General features: G+C 60.2%; 23 protein-coding genes. 5 read left to right on the top strand and 18 right to left on the bottom strand.

The features are described from left to right. Positions 1-8: 8 nt before the first annotated feature. Together ACZ9DP_RS05205 and ACZ9DP_RS05200 are read right to left on the bottom strand one after the other, a co-directional pair. On the bottom strand, positions 9-1,286 hold the full coding sequence (locus ACZ9DP_RS05205; RefSeq protein WP_476200609.1) for an ABC transporter substrate-binding protein: 1,278 nt from the start codon (positions 1,284-1,286) through the stop codon (positions 9-11). 24 nt (positions 1,287-1,310) lie between these two features. After that, positions 1,311-2,321 (bottom strand): LacI family DNA-binding transcriptional regulator, encoded by a 1,011-nt coding sequence (locus tag ACZ9DP_RS05200; RefSeq protein WP_074072360.1) that lies wholly within the window; start codon positions 2,319-2,321, stop codon positions 1,311-1,313. 383 nt (positions 2,322-2,704) lie between these two features. Between ACZ9DP_RS05200 and ACZ9DP_RS05195 the strand changes: the two genes are divergently transcribed. Beyond that, positions 2,705-3,097, top strand: a complete 393-nt coding sequence (locus ACZ9DP_RS05195; protein ID WP_476200607.1) for a hypothetical protein — start codon at positions 2,705-2,707, stop codon at positions 3,095-3,097. 54 nt (positions 3,098-3,151) lie between these two features. Here the strand turns inward: ACZ9DP_RS05195 and ACZ9DP_RS05190 are convergent, their stop codons facing one another. The 6 genes from ACZ9DP_RS05190 to ACZ9DP_RS05165 form a co-directional block, all read right to left on the bottom strand. Further along, the gene (locus ACZ9DP_RS05190) at positions 3,152-4,012 is read right to left on the bottom strand and encodes an MBL fold metallo-hydrolase (RefSeq protein ID WP_246763416.1); all 861 of its coding nucleotides are present in this window, start codon (positions 4,010-4,012) and stop codon (positions 3,152-3,154) included. Between the two features lie 539 nt (positions 4,013-4,551). Further along, positions 4,552-4,944: a RidA family protein gene (locus ACZ9DP_RS05185; protein ID WP_194731905.1), complete on the bottom strand. Its 393-nt coding sequence runs from the start codon at positions 4,942-4,944 to the stop codon at positions 4,552-4,554. Between the two features lie 271 nt (positions 4,945-5,215). Further along, entirely contained in the window at positions 5,216-6,454 is a 1,239-nt protein-coding gene (locus ACZ9DP_RS05180; protein WP_476200606.1) for an MFS transporter, read from the bottom strand. Between the two features lie 125 nt (positions 6,455-6,579). Beyond that, positions 6,580-7,368, bottom strand: coding sequence for an SDR family NAD(P)-dependent oxidoreductase (locus ACZ9DP_RS05175; protein ID WP_476200604.1), 789 nt, complete (start codon positions 7,366-7,368; stop codon positions 6,580-6,582). Further along, positions 7,365-8,369 (bottom strand): D-2-hydroxyacid dehydrogenase family protein, encoded by a 1,005-nt coding sequence (locus ACZ9DP_RS05170; RefSeq protein ID WP_476200603.1) that lies wholly within the window; start codon positions 8,367-8,369, stop codon positions 7,365-7,367. The genes ACZ9DP_RS05175 and ACZ9DP_RS05170 overlap by 4 nt, the downstream gene beginning before the upstream one ends. A gap of 4 nt (positions 8,370-8,373) precedes the next feature. Beyond that, on the bottom strand, positions 8,374-9,120 hold the full coding sequence (locus tag ACZ9DP_RS05165; protein WP_239603402.1) for an RraA family protein: 747 nt from the start codon (positions 9,118-9,120) through the stop codon (positions 8,374-8,376). A gap of 153 nt (positions 9,121-9,273) precedes the next feature. Between ACZ9DP_RS05165 and ACZ9DP_RS05160 the strand changes: the two genes are divergently transcribed. After that, positions 9,274-10,215, top strand: coding sequence for a LysR family transcriptional regulator (locus ACZ9DP_RS05160; RefSeq protein WP_476200601.1), 942 nt, complete (start codon positions 9,274-9,276; stop codon positions 10,213-10,215). 135 nt (positions 10,216-10,350) lie between these two features. On the opposite strand, the gene ACZ9DP_RS05155 is transcribed toward ACZ9DP_RS05160, so the two are convergent. The 3 genes from ACZ9DP_RS05155 to ACZ9DP_RS05145 all read right to left on the bottom strand — a co-directional run bounded on the left by ACZ9DP_RS05155 (position 10,351) and on the right by ACZ9DP_RS05145 (position 11,669). Next, positions 10,351-10,635: a DUF3861 family protein gene (locus tag ACZ9DP_RS05155; RefSeq protein WP_476200599.1), complete on the bottom strand. Its 285-nt coding sequence runs from the start codon at positions 10,633-10,635 to the stop codon at positions 10,351-10,353. Between the two features lie 109 nt (positions 10,636-10,744). Then, positions 10,745-11,101, bottom strand: coding sequence for a hypothetical protein (locus ACZ9DP_RS05150; RefSeq protein ID WP_476200597.1), 357 nt, complete (start codon positions 11,099-11,101; stop codon positions 10,745-10,747). Between the two features lie 13 nt (positions 11,102-11,114). Beyond that, positions 11,115-11,669 (bottom strand): NADPH-dependent FMN reductase, encoded by a 555-nt coding sequence (locus tag ACZ9DP_RS05145; RefSeq protein WP_476200595.1) that lies wholly within the window; start codon positions 11,667-11,669, stop codon positions 11,115-11,117. A gap of 111 nt (positions 11,670-11,780) precedes the next feature. On the opposite strand from ACZ9DP_RS05145, the gene ACZ9DP_RS05140 reads away from it, so the two are divergent. Further along, a complete protein-coding gene (locus tag ACZ9DP_RS05140) occupies positions 11,781-12,287 on the top strand; it encodes a PadR family transcriptional regulator (protein WP_476200594.1) in 507 nt (168 codons plus the stop codon). A 290-nt stretch (positions 12,288-12,577) separates the two neighbouring features. After that, positions 12,578-13,003, top strand: a complete 426-nt coding sequence (locus tag ACZ9DP_RS05135) for a hypothetical protein (RefSeq protein ID WP_476200593.1) — start codon at positions 12,578-12,580, stop codon at positions 13,001-13,003. Between the two features lie 204 nt (positions 13,004-13,207). On the opposite strand, the gene ACZ9DP_RS05130 is transcribed toward ACZ9DP_RS05135, so the two are convergent. Beyond that, positions 13,208-14,119, bottom strand: a complete 912-nt coding sequence (locus ACZ9DP_RS05130) for a LysR family transcriptional regulator (RefSeq protein WP_476200591.1) — start codon at positions 14,117-14,119, stop codon at positions 13,208-13,210. Between the two features lie 94 nt (positions 14,120-14,213). Here ACZ9DP_RS05130 and ACZ9DP_RS05125 point away from each other — a divergent pair, with 94 nt between their 5' ends. After that, positions 14,214-15,098, top strand: coding sequence for an aldo/keto reductase family oxidoreductase (locus tag ACZ9DP_RS05125; protein ID WP_476200589.1), 885 nt, complete (start codon positions 14,214-14,216; stop codon positions 15,096-15,098). A 237-nt stretch (positions 15,099-15,335) separates the two neighbouring features. Here ACZ9DP_RS05125 and ACZ9DP_RS05120 read toward each other — a convergent pair whose 3' ends face one another. From ACZ9DP_RS05120 to ACZ9DP_RS05095, 6 genes are all read right to left on the bottom strand, one after another. Then, on the bottom strand, positions 15,336-15,788 hold the full coding sequence (locus ACZ9DP_RS05120; protein WP_476200588.1) for a hypothetical protein: 453 nt from the start codon (positions 15,786-15,788) through the stop codon (positions 15,336-15,338). A 248-nt stretch (positions 15,789-16,036) separates the two neighbouring features. Continuing rightward, a complete protein-coding gene (locus tag ACZ9DP_RS05115) occupies positions 16,037-16,942 on the bottom strand; it encodes a PhnA-like protein (protein WP_476200586.1) in 906 nt (301 codons plus the stop codon). A gap of 196 nt (positions 16,943-17,138) precedes the next feature. Beyond that, the gene (locus ACZ9DP_RS05110) at positions 17,139-18,365 is read right to left on the bottom strand and encodes a bifunctional alpha/beta hydrolase/OsmC family protein (protein ID WP_476200585.1); all 1,227 of its coding nucleotides are present in this window, start codon (positions 18,363-18,365) and stop codon (positions 17,139-17,141) included. A gap of 251 nt (positions 18,366-18,616) precedes the next feature. After that, entirely contained in the window at positions 18,617-19,123 is a 507-nt protein-coding gene (gene msrA / locus ACZ9DP_RS05105) for a peptide-methionine (S)-S-oxide reductase MsrA (RefSeq protein ID WP_074072376.1), read from the bottom strand. After that, the gene (gene msrB / locus ACZ9DP_RS05100; RefSeq protein WP_074072377.1) at positions 19,124-19,567 is read right to left on the bottom strand and encodes a peptide-methionine (R)-S-oxide reductase MsrB; all 444 of its coding nucleotides are present in this window, start codon (positions 19,565-19,567) and stop codon (positions 19,124-19,126) included. A gap of 113 nt (positions 19,568-19,680) precedes the next feature. Next, positions 19,681-20,556: a LysR family transcriptional regulator gene (locus tag ACZ9DP_RS05095; RefSeq protein ID WP_476200583.1), complete on the bottom strand. Its 876-nt coding sequence runs from the start codon at positions 20,554-20,556 to the stop codon at positions 19,681-19,683. Positions 20,557-20,605: the final 49 nt, after the last annotated feature.

Raw genomic sequence — 20,605 nt, 5'->3', positions numbered from 1 at the left:
CGAAAGGCTTATTCGACAGGGCAGGCTCCGTCGCTCTTGGCGTCCGGCGCCCAGCACGGGGCCTTGGTATCGGCCATCAGCTTTGCAAGCGTTGCGCCTTGCGCCTTCAGGACGTCGCCGACGGCTTCGTTCTGCAGGATGATCCGCTGGAAGCTGTCCATATAGACCTTGTTGAACTCGCCGCCCTTGTCGCCGAGGCCGACGGGAAGCAGCGAAATCAGCGCGTCCGGCGCGGTCTGGGTTGCGTTGACGGCAGCCGCGAGCAAGCCTACTCCAGGATCGATATCGGAAGGCAGCTTGGCGTCAAGCGTCGGAAAGAACCCCACCTTCTGCGCTGTCAGCAATTGCGTGTCGAGCATCGTCAGGTGTTCGATGACGGCGATCGCGCCTGCCTTGTCAGGTGCCCCCTTCGGAACGGCGAGGCCGGCGACAACGGGCATGTAACCGCGGCCTTTCGGCCCGGCGGGAGCCGGGAAGACGACATATTGATCAGGCTCGGAGGAGATCGCCTCCTTGAGGCGGGCGACGTGATCCCAGGCGACCATGACTTCGCCGGCAAGCAGCGGCTCCTGCATGAAGTCGTAGTTGGTGGAGTTCGGATTGACGACCGCCCAGAGCTCCTTCAGCTTCTCCCATCCGGCTGCAGCATCAGCACTTTGGAACGGCCGCACGACGCCGCCTGTGAAGGAGGGATAGAAGTAGCCCTGGAAGAAGCGGGACATCAGCCCCTTCGGCCCGGCCGGAAAGCCGATCTGCGGCTGGCCGGTCGCTTCCTGCATCTTCTTTCCCCATTCGATCAGCTGATCGTAGGTAAGCTTGTTCACATCCGCGCCCTGGGGAAGATATTGCAGGGCGTCCTTCCTGGCGGCCATGACATAGGTCGCCTGCATCCAGGGGACATATTGCTGGCTGGACTTGCCGAGCTTGCCGAGATCAAGCAGAGGCTGCGGCATGCCTTTCGAAGCGAGCGTCTTGGCGACGTCGTCGAGCGGCTCAAGGCCGTCCTTGTCGGCAAGCGGCGACAGTTCGCCGTGCAAAGCGCCGACAAGGCTGATCGTGTGCGTTCCGGCCTGGCGCTCGGCCTCCATGCGGACCGCAAATTGCGGCGGCTCTTCGACCACGTAGTCGACCGGGTTCTGGACGCCCTTGAGCAGTTCTTCGCGCACCACGGTCGCTTCTGCGATCGGACGAAGTTGCGTGGACAGGAACACCGTGTCGGCAAGCACCGGCGTTGCGGCCAAAAGGACGGTCGATGCCAGAATTCTAAGTGACGCTAGATGTTTCATTTTCTCCTCCTCTTTGCTTCTTCTCTACGCATTTGGCGGCGCACGCCGATGGCTCTCGCGGTCGACGAATTCGATCGGGTGCAGTTCCTGAAGTTCTTCCGAAGGCTCGCCGGCAATGGCGCGAAGCAGCAGCGAGGCAAAGCTGCGACCCAGGTTCTCGCCCGCCATGCGCATGGTCGAAAGCGGTGGGCTGGTATAGGCACCGGTTGGAAGATCGTCATGGCCGACGATGCTGATCGTCTCGCCGCCCTCAATTTCACGGAGCGCCCGCAAGGCACCGATCGCCATTTCGTCCGTCGCGCAGACGATCGCAGTTGGCCGACGTGGATGGCGCAGCAATTCCAGCGCCGCCAGGTATCCACCCTGCTCGGTCGGTGCGCCTTCGGCGCAAAGTTCGCTCGAAAGGCCGCTTTCTTCCATGGCTGCCTGCCAGCCCATGCAGCGGACATGGGCAAAATAATAGTCCTGGGGGCCGGCAATATGAGCGATCCGGCGATGACCGTCGGCATGAAAGCGAAGGCTTGCCGCTTGAAACCCGGCAAAGCCGTCGCCGTCGAGATAGGGATGCGGCAACACCGACTCGGTCCGGCCGTTGGTGACGAACGGAATGCCCCGCGCCTGCAGGAATTCCACGCGCTCGTCCCTGCGTTTCGTGCGAACGAGCAGCATGGCGTCGACCCTTTGCCCGTCGACGAAACGGCGGCACATGTCGAGTTCGCTCTCGCCGCGCGGCACAGGGGCAATCACGAGATTGAGGCCGGCGGTCGCAAGATGTTCGGCGCAGCCGGAGAGCATATCGAGAAAGTGCGGCGGGCCGATATGGCCCGGATCGCTCGGGAGTGTCACGGCGACAAGTTCGGCACGCTGTTTGCGAAGGCGTCGTGCAGAAGCATTGGGGCGATAACCGGTGAGCGCTGCCGCTTCCCGTACGCGTTCGCGGGTTGCCGGCGAGACGTCCGGATAGCCGTCGAGGGCGCGCGATACCGTGGTGATCGACAGGCCGAGCGACTGGGCCAATTGTTTCAGATTGGACACTGCGTACCCTCCCAGATACAGCGCCAGTATGAACCAAAACGTTTTGGAGATCAAGCCAAAACGTTTTGGAAATGGACAGCTATAAGGACCGCTGGGAGGGCTCGTCGACCGTCAAGCGATGCGGCGCAGTAACGGGTGTCGACATCGCTGCATTCGCAACAGACTTGGAGACCAGCTGGCTGCCGGAAGGCGTCGATGAAGAGGTTGATGTCGAAGCAAACGCTCGCTCAGTCCGCAAGTGGCTTGCTACCCTTTTGCAAATTGCTAGCTCGCACCTTTAGGAAGTGGCGGGGGAAGCGACATATCCGGTCGGTCACTCAGAAATTTGCAACAAACGCTCCGGGTCGGCGTTAGGTGTATTAAAGGCAACCCCCAGGCGACCCATGGTCTACAAGCGGTACGGTTTAGAGGAGAATTCTGACGGCACGTGGCATGTCATCGACTACCACGAAGGTAGTACGGCAGAGATGCACGGAACGGTTCTCAATCGGTTGCCCCACGATGTCGCGACTGACCTCATGATCATCCTTAATGCCGAAGAAAAGAGAAGGGCCGAGGCCGAGCCTCAGCACCCAAAGGAACACCTCATGGCAACTGGGCGTTATAGCCGTCGCAAGAACCTGAACAACTACTGGGCGGTAGTCGACGCAGTGACCGGACAGGCGGTCGTTATCGATGGGGTGGTCATGGATATGCTCACCGAAGAGGATGCCGAGGAGTTGGTCGAGCGTCTGAACCTTAAGGATGAGGAAGGGAAACCGTTTAGTCGTCCCTGACATTGCCGCTGAATAGCCAATCATGAAACGCTCAGATGGGGACTCCTAATCCCGCTAGCTCAATGACACAAACGTGTAGGTCTTGTCGCCGTTGTTGCGCACGTGACCGAGGCCAGGAAACGGGAGGTGTGCGCCTCCGATCAGGTATCGATCCTTCGCAGCATCATCGAAGACACGCCAATGCTCTTGTTCGGCCTCGGCACTGTCGACGTCATATCCGATTGTGACGGCCGGATCGACAAATTGCACTGCGGCGACATGGACGATATCGCCCCAAAGGAGCAGCTTTTCGCCTTTGCTCTCCACTTCATACATCGTATGACCAGGAGTATGCCCGTAGGCCGGCTGGGCTCGAATTCCTGGGATCAGATCGGCACCCCCCTCGAACGTCTTGATCTTGCCCGCTGTCATGTAAGGAGACAATGACGCGATGGCCGCCTCAAAGAAGCGCTTCGCCGCAGCGGGAGCAGCACGCATGTTTTCCTCGCTCAGCCAGTAATCCACGTCGCGCGTGTCGGCGCGAACGACAGCGTTTGGAAAGGCCCGTTGGTTTCCAGACATTAAACCGCCGATGTGATCTGTATGCATATGCGTGAGATAGACCTCGTCCACCTGCTCCGGCCGATAGCCCGCGGCTACAAGATTGCCAAGCAATTTGCCTGTGTGCGGCCCCAGTAGTGTCCCTGCACCCGCATCGACCAGTACCAGCTTGTCGCCCGTGTTCACCAGAAAGGAATTGTGGGAGGTTTCAACCTGCTCTCCAAGAAAGTTGCTTTTCAGGGCATCGGCGATCCGCGCGGTGTCTCCTTGCAACAACTTCGTAGCCGCAAGCAGATTCTTGCCGTCGGAAAGTACTGTGACCTCACAGTCACCAACCATCAAACGAAAGAAGCCCGGGCTGTCACTCTTGATCATTGGCGCATCAGCAAGGAGTGGGCCGGGCACAGCGCATCCAACGCAAATGCACGACGCTATAAGAAGGGATCGGCGAGTAAGACTGTTCGGTTTGTTCGTCGTCATCTTTTCGTCCTTAGACTGGGGATTGCGAAGAGGCAGGGGAGCATCATTACGCGGGTGCACGACCAAATCCCGAGCCGCGATCATGTTTGCGCAGTCGTAGCGCTCTAGCGAGCGTGAAGGCTCGCACGGCCCATCATCTCCGTCCAATTCACAGTTCAAAGGACCGTTATCATCCCTGTCAATAATGCGCTGGATCATTGGCAGCGGAGCGCGGAGCGAAACGCTTGACGATCCCCTCGCATGTCTCCTTGGCGTCGCTGAGACGTAGTCCTGGCGTTAGACGTGATGACGACGCCGGCATCGACGAGGGCTCTGTTAGCGGATTGAGTGCCGGCCCTGCCCCTGCTCGACCATGACGTCAAGTCCAGAGCCTCTTTTCAGGCGAGTTTGTGCGACTGGCTTGCCAGCGAGGCAAAAGGCGATCAGATCCGCCATCAATCCGGCTCTTCGATCACGGCCATGAAATCGCATTGAACCAGCGAAGGGCCCTCCACCAGCAGCGGCTGTGAGTGTCGGGCCGGTCGAGTTTCGGGGTCCGGAAACATGCGCACCCATTCCGCATTCAGCGGTTCCCGGTTGTCGCGGTCGCGCAGATAGACGGTCATCTTGATGATGTCTTTGGTGCTGCCTCCGGCAGCCTCGACGATCGTCTTCATATTTGCAAATACGTGGGCGCATTGAGCCGTCAGGTCCTTCGGCATGGTGTGAGTGGCAGGATCCACGCCGTGGATCGCACCGGAAACGATCAGGTTGCCGATGCGACAGGCATTGGGAACGGGATACTTGTGAGCGAGGGATTCGACGGTGACGCTCGTCCTGCGGTTCATGGTTTTGCTTGCTCGTGAGCTATGCTGCACCGCCATGTCGGACGTATTCACTACTGTCGATTGTGTCATCTGCTTTTCCTTTTCTTCTCACTGCTTTGAACACCTGCGTTAGCGATTTGCGCGCCGTTTTGTCGGGGCTTCCTTTCCAAAAGCCTGCGCGTCGCACGTTGACAGGATCGGGCCTGGCCACGTTGTTCATCTATGCAGGACCGCTGCCTCATTCGATCTCGGGCGCCCGATCGAGGCAGCCTGCGCCTGAATGCGGGAGCGGTTATGGCCTGCCAGGTGCGGGTTGCTCCGTCGGAGCGGCTGCCGCTTCAATCGACCGATCATCCCCGTCGACAGTCTGGCCAAAACCCGGCTTAAGGCTGATGCCTTTCGTCTCTGGAAGCAGCAGCGTTGCGACGATCGCGATGCTGTAGCCGAGCAGCGCGATCAACCCGATAGCCTCGGCCAAGGTGATCCACTGCGCAAGGACGCCGATGCAGGACACCGCGACGGCACCCGCCGCCTTGCCGAAGTTGTAGGCGAAGCTCTGGCCGCTGCCACGGATGGCAGTGGGGAACAACTCCGTGAAGAAGGGGCCAAGCGCTGCGTAGTTGCCGATCGTGAAGAAGCCGAACGGTATCCCCATCAATATCAGCCCCCAACCTGATAGCGGCAGGAACATATAGGCTATGGTCACCAGCCATGAGCAGACCAGAAACAATTGGAACGTCCGCCGCCGGCCGAGCATGTCGGACAAATAAGCGCTTGCCAGAAAGCCGAAGAACGAACCTCCGGTGACCAGGAAGACATAATATCCCGAGGCACTGGGCGACAGATGCCGGACCGTCTTCATGAACGTCGGCAGCCAGTTTACGATCGCCCCGCCGACACCGATCACGCCGAATGCCAGCAGCGACGCCAGGATGGTGACCGGCAGCATGTTCGGCTGGAAGATCGCCCCAAGCCCCGGGCCGCGGCCAGCAGCATTTATCGCAGCACGAGTCTGCTGGTAGAGCTCCGGCTCCTCGAGCCGGCGACGCAAGTAGAGCACCAAGAACCCAGGCAGCACCCCGATCATCAGCAGCGTCCGCCAGGCGTAGTCCGCGGGGACATGGGCCAGGATCACGCCGGCCAGGATCGCCGCCACGCTCCAGCCGATGCCGAAGCCGCTCTGGACACAACCGACCGCCTTGCCGCGGTGTTCGGGCCGGATGATTTCACCCATCAGCACCGCGCCTGCGGCCCATTCGCCGCCAAAGCCCAGCCCTTGCAGCACACGCACGATGATGAGCTGCTCGAAATTCTGGGAGAAGCCCGCCAGGAAGGTAAACAGTGAGAACCATAGAATGGTGAACTGCATGACGCGGACGCGGCCGAAGCGGTCCGCCAGGTAGCCACATGCCCAGCCACCCACGGCAGCGGAGAAGAGTGTCGCTGTGGCAAGGTAGCCTGCCTGTGCCGTTGTCATCGCCCAGGCTGCGATGAGCACGGGCAGCACGAAGCTGAAGAGCTGTGCGTCCATTGCGTCGATCGCCCATCCAGCAAAGCATCCCCAGAACGTATTTCGCTCCCGCTTTGTTAACTCACGATACCACTTAAACATTTGGCTCCTCCCAATGTTCGAATTTTCGCCTCCGGCTCGGCCGGTCACACGACGAGCGGCGTCAACCCTCCGTCCATGGTGAGCGAGGCAGCAGTCACGTAGGACGCTCTGGCGCTCGCCAGATAGAGCGCCGCATCCGCCACCTCCTCTGCAGTGGCGTAGCGTCCAAGAGGTATGCGCTGCTGGTTTTGTCGCAGCAGTTCCTCCGGCGGCTTTCCAGTGGCACGCGATTCCGCCTCCAGTGACATTTGCAGCCGGTCGGTCATAGTCGCTCCAGGATTGATGACGTTGACGCGAATGCCCGCGTGTCCCCAAGCCGCAGCGAGACCCGCGGAAGCCAGCATCAGTGCCGCGTTCGCAGCGCCGCCAGGGAGGTGGATCGGCGAGGCGATCTTGCCGCCGGTGCCGATAATGTTGACGATCGCACCCCCCCGCCGCGACACCATCCTCGGCAGGACGTAGTCCATGACGTTCATGTAGGTGAAGAACTTCGCATTCATTGCCACCCGCCACTTGTCCGGCGTCAGTTCACTGGGAGGCACACGGATGGCGCCTCCAGCGGAATTGACCAGCACCGCAATCGGCCCGACCTGCTCTTCGGCCGCTATGACCGCCCGTTCCGCTGCCGACCCGTCCGACAGGTCCGCCGCAAACGGCGTAGCGTCGAGACCCTCCTTTGCAAGGGCCGCCTGGGCCGCGGCCAGATTGACCGGATTGCGCGATACGATGACCACGCGGGCGCCTTCCCTGCCGAATGCCCGGGCGCAGGCAAGGCCGATGCCCTTGCTGCCGCCGGTGACCAAAACAACTTTCCCGTCGAGCTCGAGGTTCATTGTGCATGCTCCTGTTTCAGCACATCCGGATTATGGATGTTGATCGCGGAACCATTGGCGAAAGCCACGATCTGATCGAATGCGTTGCCGTAGGCGAATTCAAAATTGTCGCGCTCGACATAGCCGAGATGCGGTGTGCACAACGCGTTCGGCAGATGCAGCAGCGGGTGGGTCGGATCCGTCAGCGGTTCTTGCTCGAACACGTCCACCGCCGCCTTTCCAGGCCGACCGTTGCGCAGCGCTGCGACGAGCGCCCCGGATTTAATCAGCTCCGCGCGGCTGGTATTCACGAGCAGTGCCGTAGGTTTCATCAGAGCAAGCTCCTTGGGACCGATCAGTCCGGTGGTCTCGGCATTCAGGCGCAGATGCAGGCTGATCACATCCGACTGCTCGAAGAGGGCCTGCTTGCTTTCGGCAACCGGAAACCCTTCTGCCCGCGCCCGGTCCAATGAGCCCTGCCGTCCCCAGATCAGCAACTCCATACCGAACGCTGCGCCGATCCGCGCAACCATCGAGCCGAGCCGGCCGAAGCCATAGATCCCGAGTGTCCGACCGCGCAGCCCGAGCCCGACCGTGCTCTGCCAGGAGCCCTTGCGCAGCGCGGCGCTTTCGAGAGGGATGTTGCGCATTGCCGCGAGGATTAGACCCCAAGTGAACTCCACGGTCGGGTACGAAGGGCGTGGCGTCAAAGCTGAGGAGACGAGGACGCCGTGACGTGTGCATGCGGCGAGATCGATGTGCGGCACGTGACCATTCTGGCTGATCAGCTTGAGGTTAGGAAGTCGGCTGACCAGCGCCTCGTCCACCTTGGTCCGCTCGCGCAGCAGCACCAGCACGTCGGCGGTGGCGAGCCGCTCCGCGAGCGTGTCCACGTCGGCCATGGCGTCGTTCCAGATCGTGACCTCATGACCCTGCAGCTTGCTGAAACAGTCAAGCGTACGAACAACGTCCTGGTAGTCGTCGAGGACGGCGATACGCAGTCTTCTCGTGAAATCAGTCATTGCATCACTCTCTGCTCGGGAGGTCGGCAACCGCCGTGCCGGCGTCGATCGCCGTGCATTTATCCTGTTCAAAGGCAGCCTTCGCCAGCGCCCGTTCCAGCACTTCGGCGGCGCGCGCGATCGGAACGAAGCAAACGCCGGTTTCATCGGCAACGACGATGTCTCCGGGCGAGACGCGAACGCCAGCAATCTGAATGTCGCCATTGATCTCCACGGTTTCTATGCGCCACTTGCCCGTGACCGGAGTGATCTCGGTGGCCCAGAGCGGATAGTCGACGCGACGGGAATGGCCGACGTCACGGATGCCGCCGAAGACGATGGCGCCAGCTTCGCCTTGGCGCTTGCCTGTCTGCGCCGAGATGCCGCCCATGTTGGAGACGCCCGCAACACCGTCAATCACGAGGACGTCGCCAGGTAGCGCCAGATTGTGCGCTTCGAATTCCGCCATGCGGTTCACGTGGCCGCGGGCGGTTTCATAGACGTGCTCGCGCTGCATGATGTTGCGCACGGTAAGCGCCGGTCCGACGATGCTTGCGTTTGGCAGGGTCGGCTTGAGAGCCGTGGCTCCGATAGCGCCGGTGATGCCCAACTCGTCCATGACGTCAGCGATGACGCTGGTTGCGTCGGCGATGCGCTTGAACTTCTCGATCAGACCCTGGGGCGGGCGCGGAGTACGCAGGAGACGAATACGATCGGGGCTGATCTTTCCGGTCAGCTTCGGCAGCAGGTCTCCTGCAGGAGCATCATTCATGAAGAAAATCCTTACAGCATCTGGGCGCAGTCTCGATTGCAAGCGCGTATTGATACAAAGCTTAGGCGGAACTCTCTTTGCACAGAGTTGCCCAAAAGAACTGGATGGTCCAATTTGGATTCCCAAGGTACCATTATCACCGAGGTGAATAACATGCGGCTCGACCTCAACTTGCTCGTGGTAATCGAAGCCATTATGTTGGAACGAAACGTCACGCGCGCAGCAGCCAGCCTGGCAATGAGCCAACCGGCCGTCAGCAACGCGCTTCGCCGCGCTCGAAAGCTGACGCACGACCAGTTGTTCCTCAAGGTCGCCGACGGCGTCCAGCCTACATCACGGATGCTGGCGATCTGGCCCGAGCTTCATCATTCGCTGGCGGTGATCCGAGCATCGATCGCACCCGAGAATTTTGATCCGCGCTCGGACCCGACCAGCTTCCGGATTGCAGTTACGGACAGCCTGGCGTCGGAAGCAGTCACCGGCATCGCGTTGAAACTGAGGGCCATGGCCCCTTATGCCCGGGTCGCGTTTACTTTCCACACCAATACCACCTCCCTCGACGGCATCGAGCGCGGTACGCTTGACTGTGCAGTCGGCATGTTTCCAGCGCTTCCACGTGGTATCCATGTGCAGGGTCTTCGTACGGATCACTACGTGTGTGTCATGCGGCGCGAACACGCATTGGAGCGAGAGATGACCCTTGATCAGTTTGTGGCGGCTTCTCACGTGCTGGTGACACCGTCGGGAATGGATCTGGGCGCGGTGGATGGCTGGCTGAGCCTTCACGGTCGTACGCGGATGATCGTCACCGTCGTCAACCATTTTGCTGATGCTTTGCGGATCGTCGCGCAAAGCGACCTCCTGACCTGCGTGCCAAGCGGCTTCATCAACGGACCCGACCACAGGTTTGCCGCGCAGCATGAGTTGGTGGTCCGCTCCTTGCCCTTCGAAACCGAGAAGCTGGTCTACAAACTTGTCTGGCATGAACGGTTGCACACTCACCCCGCCCACCAATGGTTTCGGTCGCTCGTTGCCGGGGTTTGCGGAATTCCCGGCGAAACGACGCATCCAAGCGCCACAACGTCTCCGTCGTGATGCTCAGGAGCGATTCTGGTCGATGGACCCGTCCCTGCCCCGATCCTGGCGCGCTTTAAGCGAAATAGTCAGGCCCAACCATGGGATGCTTCTCCTATCGGTCACGCCGCAAGCACTCGCCGAAGCCGTCCTTTATTAAGCTGAGCGCTTAACGCTTCTCAGAAAGCTTTCGAAATGGGGCCAGAAATCCGCGAAGGCCAATTCGTTGCGATGTTTCAAAACAACCTGTCCAAGAAGCTTCATCCCCACCGCAAGAACGCTTGCTTCGTCGTCAGGAACGATGGCCTTCGTTCTGACAATGTCTGCGATGTCGATGATATCGTCATGGCTCACAATGTCGAACTGCAATGTACGGCCTTGTCTCGATCCTTCGCCACTGTCTGCAATGTGCTGAAGTATTACACGGTATTTGTTCGACATCGATTTCGCTTTCGTCCAGAGTTGATTGCACGACGCGCCGACCTTCGACCTAGATTTCCTTGAGGAGGTCGTTTTTCGAGGCGACGCCTTTTGTCCGACGATGCTGGCTTCAGCGCTGGCAGTACCAGTCGAAAGCAAGCGTCCGATCATCGGACAGATGGTCGTTGAGCTGGCGCTCGATGACCACCATGATCTCGTCGAGCTGCGACACATCGACGGCTTCGATCCAACAGTTTAAGCCCTGAGCGTCGGCTATAAGCGTGACGCGCGCCGGCGCGCTCCATGCTCGTGTCCCGATCTGCGGAGGGAAGACGACAGTGCAGCTGTGTTCGTAAACCAATACCCGGTACCAGCCTTCCCATCGTAACGCGGCATCCTTAAGCAGGCGGCAAGCATTGTCGGTCGAGACGCGGGCCATGGTTAGAATCGCGCAATCCGGCGAAGGCGACGGCTCGGAACCGATCATGAGGTCGATTCTTTCACTTCTTGTGGGAGGTTCGCTCGATCCATCCTTCGAAATCCCTGACCCAGTTCTGCAAGAAGGATCTGGTGCTCTCGTTAGTGATGCCGCCGTCCTCATCGAACAGCTCGGCCTTCCAAGTCAGATAGATCTCTGGCTGACCCATCACGATCACGTGCGCCGCGTTCAGTACACTCTTCAGCTGACTTTGCCCGACTGCAGTTCCAATGGCGCCAGGAGAGGTCCCCACGACGGCGCCTGGCTTTCCGGCAAAGGAGTTTTGGCCATAGGGCCGCGTTCCCCAGTCGATGGAGTTCTTCAAAACGGCTGTGAAGGACCGGTTGTACTCTGGTGAAACGAAAAGCACGCCGTCGGCCTGCTCGATCTGTCGTTTCATCCTCGTAATCGAGACAGGGATATCGTCCCAGAGATCCTCGTTGTACATCGGGACCCCACTGAGCTCGATGAAATCGAATTCGAGCCGATCTTCGGCAAGGCGCGCGAGTGCGTCGGCAAGTCTTCTGTTGATCGAGTGACGCCGGAGTGATCCGACCAGCACGGCGATTTTTTTCATGTTATTTCTCTGCGTTGAATTGGGATGACGGTATGCCGCCGTCCCAACGACGATAATTCATCTTAAGCCTATGTCAAGATATGTCTTAGACAGTCTTTAAAAGAGTATGATATGACGAGAACGACAACTAACGACGACTCCCAAGCCGCGAGCAGTCCTCGAAGGATGCTCGATGGCGATGAGCTGGGATTCCTTCTCCTGCTGCTTCTCGACGATAGCGACGCGCGGCACGGCTACGATCTCATCCGAGAAATCAAAACACGGTCTGGGGGCAACTACGCGCCAAGCTCCGGCATCGTCTACCCGCGCCTGGCCCTGATGTCAGACCTTGGCCAGATTGAATCGAGGCAAGCCCAGGAAAAAAGGCGTGCCTATTCGTTGACCCAGACAGGGCGCAGTTTCCTTCATGAGCATCTTAACGAAGCCCAGGGTGTCCTTGCTCGCATCGAGGCGCTGCGCTTCCGCGGCAGCTCCGTCGCCGCAGGACCTGTCGGACGCGCAATGCAGAATCTCAAGACAGCACTCGGCCAGAGGCTAGTGGGGACACCGGACAAGGAATTGCTTCTCAGCGTTGCGGAGATCATTGACGAGGCGGTGCACAAAATTGAAAGGCTGTGACGCCGATGGAAAAGTCGCTCGCTCATCTAGCGATGCCGCCTGCGCGAGGCCAAAGGCTGCGTTCGCACGACACGCTCGCCGACAAGCCAGATTTCGATCAGGTCTTCGTCGGCGCAGGTGCTCCAGCGTGATCAAAAGCTGCTTATGACGATCGAGTGGAACAAGTTGATCGGTAGGATGTTCGTTATTTTCAACCATCAGGATTCTGCGTCATGCGAGTTTTACCCGCCATCGCCCTAACTTGCGCCACCTGTCTGACTTCGAACGCGTCCGCTTCCGAAGAAGACTTCTTGAAGTCGATCGAAGGGCAGTGGATGGGCGGCGGAGCGGTCCTGACAAAGCTCGGCGGAAGCAAGGTTGATGTCTCGTGCAAAATGCAATCCGATGCCAAATCGTCCAGCTTTTCGATGAACGGCTCATGCCGAGCGTTTGCCGTTGTCACGCGCAGCTTTACCGCGAACGTCAAGGCGTCTGGAGAAGCATATTCCGGCATTTATGTCGGAATATCCGGTAAGCCGTCCAAACTCGTGGGCAGCCGAGACGGGAATACGATTAAACTCGATGTTACCTGGGCCAATACAATTTATGGGGATCGCCAAGCGAAAATGACGATCGAGAAGGTCGGCGAAGACGGTCTTCGAATTCGAACGATCGATCAAGATCCGGCATCTGGGAAGTCGATTGTCACCACTCAACTAGATTTGCGGCGACGTTGAACGGTTATCGTCCGTCTTTTCCGAGAGGCCCTGTGACGAGAGGCCCTGTGACGGCGGCGTCGCTCCTTGGGCCGTCTACGGTGAGCAAACGCCGGCCATTGGTTCAAAGCTCCGCACTGCCTGGCCGGAGTGTTGATCGAGAGCAGTCGGGTCGAGGCGCGCCGCATGGTCTCAGGCGGCAGGCTCGTAATATGGCGTCAAAGGTCAGCGCTGGTCAGCCGATGCCTTGATGAAATCGATGAATGCGCGCAGCGGCGCCGGCACGAGGCGCCGTCCGGGATAATAGAGAAACGGCCCGGAGAAGGCCTGCCACCAGGGTTCAAGGACGGGTTCGAGGGCGCCGCTATTGAAAAAGGGCCGCAGCCAGTCCTCGAACAGTCCCACGATGCCGACGCCGGCAATCGCGGCATCAACGGCAAGATCGACGGCGCCGCCAATCCCCACGGTCAACGGACCTTCCGGATCGACCCGCACGACTTCGCCTTCGCGCTCGAACTCCCACGGCGTCATCATCGCACCGCTCGGAAAGCGACCGCGTATACAGGCATGGCTGAGCAGATCGCGAGGATGATCGGGCCGCCCATGGCGATCAAGGTAAGCCGGAGAAGCAGCGGTGGCGAACCGCTGGACACGAGGCCCGATCGGCACCGCGATCATATCCTGCTCCAGCCGCTCCTCGTAGCGAATACCGGCATCGCATCCGGCCGCCAATACGTCGACGAAGCTCTCCTCGGCGATCACCTCCAGGCGGATGCCAGGATAGGTTGCGAGGAATGGCGGAACGATGCTGGGTAGCACCAGCCGCGCCGCGCTGACCGGCACGTTCAGGCGCAACGAACCCGCCGGCCGATCGCGAAAGCCGTTCACCACGTCGAGGGCCGACTCCACCTCGCTCAACGCCGGGCCGAGCCGCTCCAGCAGGCCGTGACCAGCTTCGGTCAAGACGACGCTGCGTGTCGTACGGTTGAGCAGCCTGACGCCGAGCTGCGCCTCAAGGCGGCGGACCGCCTCGCTCAAGCCCGACGCGCTTGCGCCGCTTGCGCGCGCTGCGTCGCGAAAGCCCTTGGCGCGCGCCACCGCCACGAAAGCACTGAGATCCCCTAGATCGACACTCACTGTTCGCCTCTCCGCACAGCCTGTGCAGATTGTATCCGGTTATCGCGCGGATGGCCAACGCCTATCTACGCCTTGTCAGATAAGGGGAAAGATCATGACCAGCACCGAAAACCAATCCGAAACCTTCGTCCTCGGCGACCGCACCGTGAAGCGGCTCGGCTACGGCGCCATGCAACTTGCAGGGCCTGGCGTGTTCGGTCCGCCCAAGGACCGTGAGGCGGCATTGGCCGTATTGCGCGAAGCAGTGGAGCGCGGGGTCAATCACATCGACACCAGCGACTTTTACGGCCCGCACGTGACCAACCAGCTGATCCGCGAGGCACTCGCGCCCTATGGTGACGATCTCGTCATCGTCACCAAGATCGGCGCCCGGCGCGGCGAGAATGGATCCTGGCTCCCGGCCTTCTCGCCGGAAGAACTGGCCCAGGCCGTGCATGACAATTTGCGAAATCTCGGTCTCGACGTGTTGGATGTGGTCAACCTTCGGATCATGTTCGACGCCCATGGCCCGGCCGAGGGATCAATCGAGGCGCCGCTCACCGCCCTGGCCGAGCTCCAGCGGCGGGGTCTGGTGCGACATATCGGATTGAGCAACGTCACCCCCACGCAAGTCGCAGAAGGACGCCGGATCGCCAAGATCGTTTGCGTGCAGAACCAGTACAATTTAGCGCATCGGAGGGACGATGCCCTGATTGACGATCTTGCCCGCGACGGCATCGCCTATGTGCCGTTCTTTCCGCTCGGCGGGTTCAATCCGCTGCAGTCGTCTATCTTGTCCGACGCCGCTCAACGCCTCGGCGCCACGCCATTGCAGGTCGCTCTCGCCTGGCTGCTTCTTCGGGCGCCGAACATCCTACTGATCCCCGGCACGTCCTCGGTCGCGCATCTGCGCGAGAACCTCGCCACGGCGGAACTTGATCTGCCGAATGATACGCTTGATGCATTGGACGGCATTGCAGCGAGCGTCAGTTCCGCCTGAAGAGCCGGCGATTCCCTTGCTTCGGGGCGCAGCCGGCGGTCGGCAATCGGGTGGAAAACTGGCAGCGTGATCGTGCTCGGCAAAGTCCGTTTTCACTCACGAACTCGGTTCGGCCGCACTGCGCAGCAATTGCTTTCGTTGGACGCCACAGCTCCCGCCGTCCCGTTATCGACACGGGACGGTATTGCGGTACCCACCAACCTTGGATCAGAACAGGGTCGCTTATGGAGAAGCGCGTCAGTCCGGCTCCACTGGTCGGATCGTTTCGACCGAGACGTCGCCATGAAGGATCCCGCGCGAAACGTCGGTACGATCACGGTCGATCTCGATTACGGTGTAAAGCTTGTCGTCCCGGAAAGCGCTCGCATTAGCTGTCGTCACGTCTTCGGCAGGCGCTGCATCGACCTCCATGAAGTCCAGCTCGCGACTCGCCGCCATGATCCGTGCGTCGCCTGGCGTCCTCGCCGCCACTACGACAACTCCATGTCCTGGAGAGTTGGCCCATCTTGGATCGTTCGGTGCGGCGATCGGCTCGAGCCGATAGATGCTGAGTGGTTCCCCAACGCTGCCGGGCGCGCCCTGCGCGGCCGCGTCAGCGATCTGCGCCTGGCTTTCGACCGAACGCCCGAACGTAGTCGGGCTGCTTGCATTGTTGATCGCGTCGGTACCTGTCTTCGAAACGTTCGACATAACGTCCTCCATGACAAACAATAACGATAGCGGCACCCAACTGTTCCTAATTCCAGAACTCGCAGGGACCGGGCCGGTACGGCGCTCAAGGCGAAGCTGATCCTTAAGTCCCAGGCGCAGGCCAAGTTCGCAAGGCAACAGGAGCGTTAAGGGTTCCGGCCCGCCATGACCGTTTATTGACCCACGTAAGAGCGCGCTTTCAAATGGGCAGCCCGGTTGAGCGGTCTGTCTACATGGGCCTGGAATGTTTAGCGCGTCACGTAGACGTCTTCGTCCCGCACGACGTGGGTCGTGCCGACGGCGCCGCCGATCCAAGCCGCGACAGCACCTACGGCTAGCGCGATGAATGCCAGGATCGCTCCCGCCGAGAACGCTGTCGCTGCGGTTTCGGCGGCCTCGGTCGCCTGCTGCTTCGCCTGGGCAACGGCGTCCTTGTACTGCTGCTCGTACTGGGCGACCTGCTGCTTGGCCTGATCGACAGGAATGTTCTGAGCTCGGGCGATGGCGTCGGCAGCGCGATTGCGTGCTTCTTCTGCCTTGGTTTGGTCGCCTGTCAGAACTGCGCGCACGGAGGCGACTGCGGCATCGCGCAGCGCTGCTGGATCGTTGCCGCCACTTACGTCGCGGATGCTCTGCTCGACGCCGGCCATTGGATCGGTGGCCGTCGCAAGTGCCGGAGCTGCAGTCGTGGCGGCTGTGGCCACCGTGGATCCGGCGCTGGAGACGATGCCGCCCAAACCAGAGAAGACGCCACCGACGAGCGCGCCGACGGATGTGGTCAGAAGATAGACGACGACCAGCGTGGTGACGGCCCACGACGTGACGCCATGAAGAGATCCCGTCGAACGAAGGGGGCGTCCTGACAACCGGCTGGCAATGTAGCCGCCGGCAAAGGATGCGATGAGGCCGCTGACGACGAACCAGATTGCCGTGCTGACCGAGAGCGTTGTCGCACTCGGATTATCACTCGAAGCGGGATCGATGACGGCGGCGCCGAGACCGGCGCCCAGGAGGTTGAGCAGGAGCTGCACCACAAGTGCCACTGCGACGCCGGCGAACACGGCGCCCCAGGAGATCTTGTTGAAGGCTGCGTTGAGGTAGGGGTTATCGTCGCGCGTATGAATGTGCGCCACGGATGAAACGGGTTCGGTCATGAGAGTTTCCTTTTTTCACGCGTTCGTGAAGTGGCAATCAAACTCGCAGACGTGCCCATTGTTCCAGGTGGCTGAACTTCATTGGAGCGTACCTTAGGTCGTCAAGGGACCGAGCGCGGTGGTGCCGCGTTCGATGACGAGGACGCGCGTGCGGGCGTCAGACCCAGGGCGCCCGCGAAGTGCTTGTCGACCTTTCTTATTTCACGATCGTTTTTATCTTCGCCACAGCTTCGAGCGTGCGATGGACCGGGCATTTGTCGGCAATTTCAGCAATCTTGCTGCGAAGCTCCCCGGAGACCTCGCCATCGATGGAAATGACGCGCTCGAAACGATCAATCCTGCCGCTGCCGCGGCGTTCCGCTTCGGTGCAGTCCTCGCAGTCCTTGACATGAATTTTGGCATGCGAGACGTCAACGCCGATACGCCCGAGCGTCAGCTTCTTGTGATCGGCATAGATACGCAGCGTCATCGCGGTGCAGGCGCCAAGTGCGATCGACAGGAAATCATAGGGCGATGGCCCGGTATCGAGCCCGCCCAGGTTTCCGGGTTCATCTGCGAAAAGCCGGTGGCTGCCCGCCTGAACCGAATTCTGGAACTTGCCTTCGCCCGTTTCGGTCACGCGGACATGTTCGATCACGCCCGTGCCCTGCGGCGTGTCGGCGGCGAGATAACGGGTCAGCCATCCCGATATGACCCGTCCGGCGAAGGCTGCGTCCTCAATGTCAGTGAGCAGGTGATCGGCCTTGTCCAGCGAGATGAAGCTCTTGGGATGTCTGGCCGCGAGGAAGATTTCGTTGGCGTTTTCTATTCCGACCGTCTCATCCAGCGGCGCGTGAAGGATGAGGAGCGGCTTTTTTAGGCTCGCAACCGCATCCTTGATACGGTGTGCACGCGCGTCCTCGACAAATTGCTTTCTGAGAAGGAACGTACGCCCGGCAAGATCGACTTCGGCCGCGCCACTTTTTTCGATTTCCTCGAGGCTTGTCCCGAAATTCTTCAACACGTGGCCGACATCGGCCGGCGCACCGATCGTGGCAACGGCGCGCACTTCAGGTATGTTCCTGGCGACGGCCAGCACCGCTGCGCCGCCGAGCGAGTGGCCGATCAGCACTGATGGTGCCCGATAATGCTGACGAAGATAGTCGACCGCCGAAAGCAGGTCGGCAACATTGGAGGAGAAATTTGTCGAAGCAAATTCGCCTTCGCTCGATCCCAAACCCGTGAAATCAAAACGCATGACAGCGATACCTTCGCGCGCAAGCTCTGCTGCAATGCGGCGAGCTGCGGCCAAATCCTTGGAGCAGGTGAAGCAATGGGCAAAAAGTGCGTAGGCGCGTAAAGGCCCGTTCGGCATGTCGAGGCGGGCAGCCAGGGTTGCGCCGGAATGGCCGGCAAATTGAAGCCGTTGCGTGTTGAAGGCCATGGGAATGCTCCGCCGCTGTGAGGAAATAAGCATTCTACATCAGCGACAGAGACCGACTACCTAGTTGTTCGGTCAGAGCCCAATCTTTGCCTGGATGTTTGTGACAGCGGAGCGCCGGCACTGCCGGCCTCCTTGGTGGCGGCGTCCAAACTGCACGACGTGCTCCTGTTATGGCCCGGCGTATCCGCCGCACTTTTCAGGATTGGTTCGAAGGGGCTCCGCCAATCTGCCTGGCAGGAGAAAGGCGCCGGTTACTCGGCCGCCGACCGCCGTGGCAGCACCCAGTTGGCGCGCGGGAAGTGGCAGGTGTAGCCGTTTGGATAGTGCTCCAGGTAATCCTGATGCTCGGGCTCCGCCTGCCAGAAATCTCCCGCCGGCTCGACCTCGGTCACCACCTTGCCGGGCCACAGACCCGAAGCGTCGACGTCTGCGATGGTGTCCTCGGCTATTTTCTTCTGCTCGTCGTCAACGTAATAGATCGCCGACCGGTAGGAGGCGCCGACATCGTTGCCCTGCCGGTTTCTTGTCGTCGGATCATGGATCTGGAAGAAAAACTCCAGAATCCGCCTGTAGCTGATCGTCTCGGGATCGAAGATGATCTCGATGCCTTCGGCGTGGGTACCGTGATTTCGGTAGGTCGCATTCGGCACATCGCCGCCGGTGTAGCCCACGCGGGTCTGAATGACCCCGGGCAGCTTGCGGATCAAGTCCTGCATTCCCCAGAAGCAACCACCAGCCAGAACAGCTTTCTCGGTCATTTAGATATCCTCCACCTGGTTGAGATACGCACCGTAGCCCTCAGCGTCCATTTCGTCGCGCGGAATGAAGCGCAGGGCTGCGGAATTGATGCAGTAACGTAGGCCGCCCTGGTCTTGAGGACCGTCGGGAAACACGTGTCCAAGGTGGCTGCCGCCATGCGCGGAGCGCACCTCGATGCGGGTCATGCCGTGGGAGCCATCCCGCAGTTCCTTGACGTTTGCCGACACGATCGGCTTGGTGAAGCTCGGCCAGCCGCAGCCGGAATCGAACTTGTCGGCCGAGGCAAACAGCGGCTCGCCGGAAACGATGTCGACATAGATCCCCGACCTCTTGTTGTCATGATACTCCCCTGTAAAGGGGCGTTCGGTGCCGTTTTGCTGGGTCACCCGATATTGCTCGGACGTAAGTTTGCTGACCGCTTCGTCGGTCTTTGCGTAGGTCATTGCCTATCTCCGTTCTCGGATTTGTTGCCTGAATATGGCGAAGGCCCACGGCGATTGCCAATATCAGCTGTGTATAGATTCAATAGCCGTACGATCAGGACAGTTCTGCCCGCTTACGCCCAGTCGTGCCGAGCTGCCATCTCCGCGATCTTGCGGATCTCGAGCGGCGTACCGGAACCGGAGACCGTCACGAAGACCAGTTCGCGTTCCAATGATATTCCTTCAACCGGGCGTGTCGCTATGCCCTGCACGACGACGGACCGCTCGGGCATGATGCAGATCGCGCGGCCTTCGGCTACCATTTGCTGGACCCAGTCCTCGCGCTCGGCACTGAAGCGCGGTTGCATGACCGCATCATGGTCCATCAGGTGCTCGGTGATCTCGGTGTGGAACTCGCAGGCCAGCCGGTCGACGTAAGGATAGGCGGCAATTGCCTCGGTACTGACGACATCTTTGCCCGCCAGCGGATGGCTCTGCGCGCAGGCAAGGAGGAATCGCTCGGAAAACAGCGGCACGACGTTGAGCTTGGGGTTGGGACGCGGCGCCCGCGGCAGGATGCAGGCGTGGTACTTGCCCGAAAGCACTTCGTCCGCACTTTCTCCAGCCAACAGCTGATGCATGTTGATCTTTATGGAAGGAAGCTTTCCAAGCGCGTCGTCGAAGAATGCGGCAAAGGCTGCAGGGCCTATGGTTGGGGCAACAGCGATGTCGAGAATACGGCGTCGGCCGAGCACCGTGCTCTCGGAATGCTCGAGCACGTTTCGAAGCGCGAGTTCAATCCGCATGAACTCGGCCTGGACGTCGCGGCCAAGCGCCGTAAGGCGGCTGTCCTTTCCATCGCGATAGATCAGTGGACTGCCCAATTCTTCCTCTAGACGCTGGATTGCTCGAGTGAGACTTGGCTGCGAGACACCACTTCGACGTGCGGCTTCGGTGAAATTCAAGGTTTCCGCCAAATTGAGAAAGTACCTAACCTGATTGATGTCCATGGATCACTTCTTGCGTGGGTTTGACGGGGATTGCCATCAAGGTGGAAGC

It is taken from the genome of Rhizobium sp. USDA 4016 (assembly GCF_056279705.1).
The sequence above is the reverse complement of the archived record's forward strand: the minus strand, read 5'-3'. Positions and strand labels throughout refer to the sequence as shown.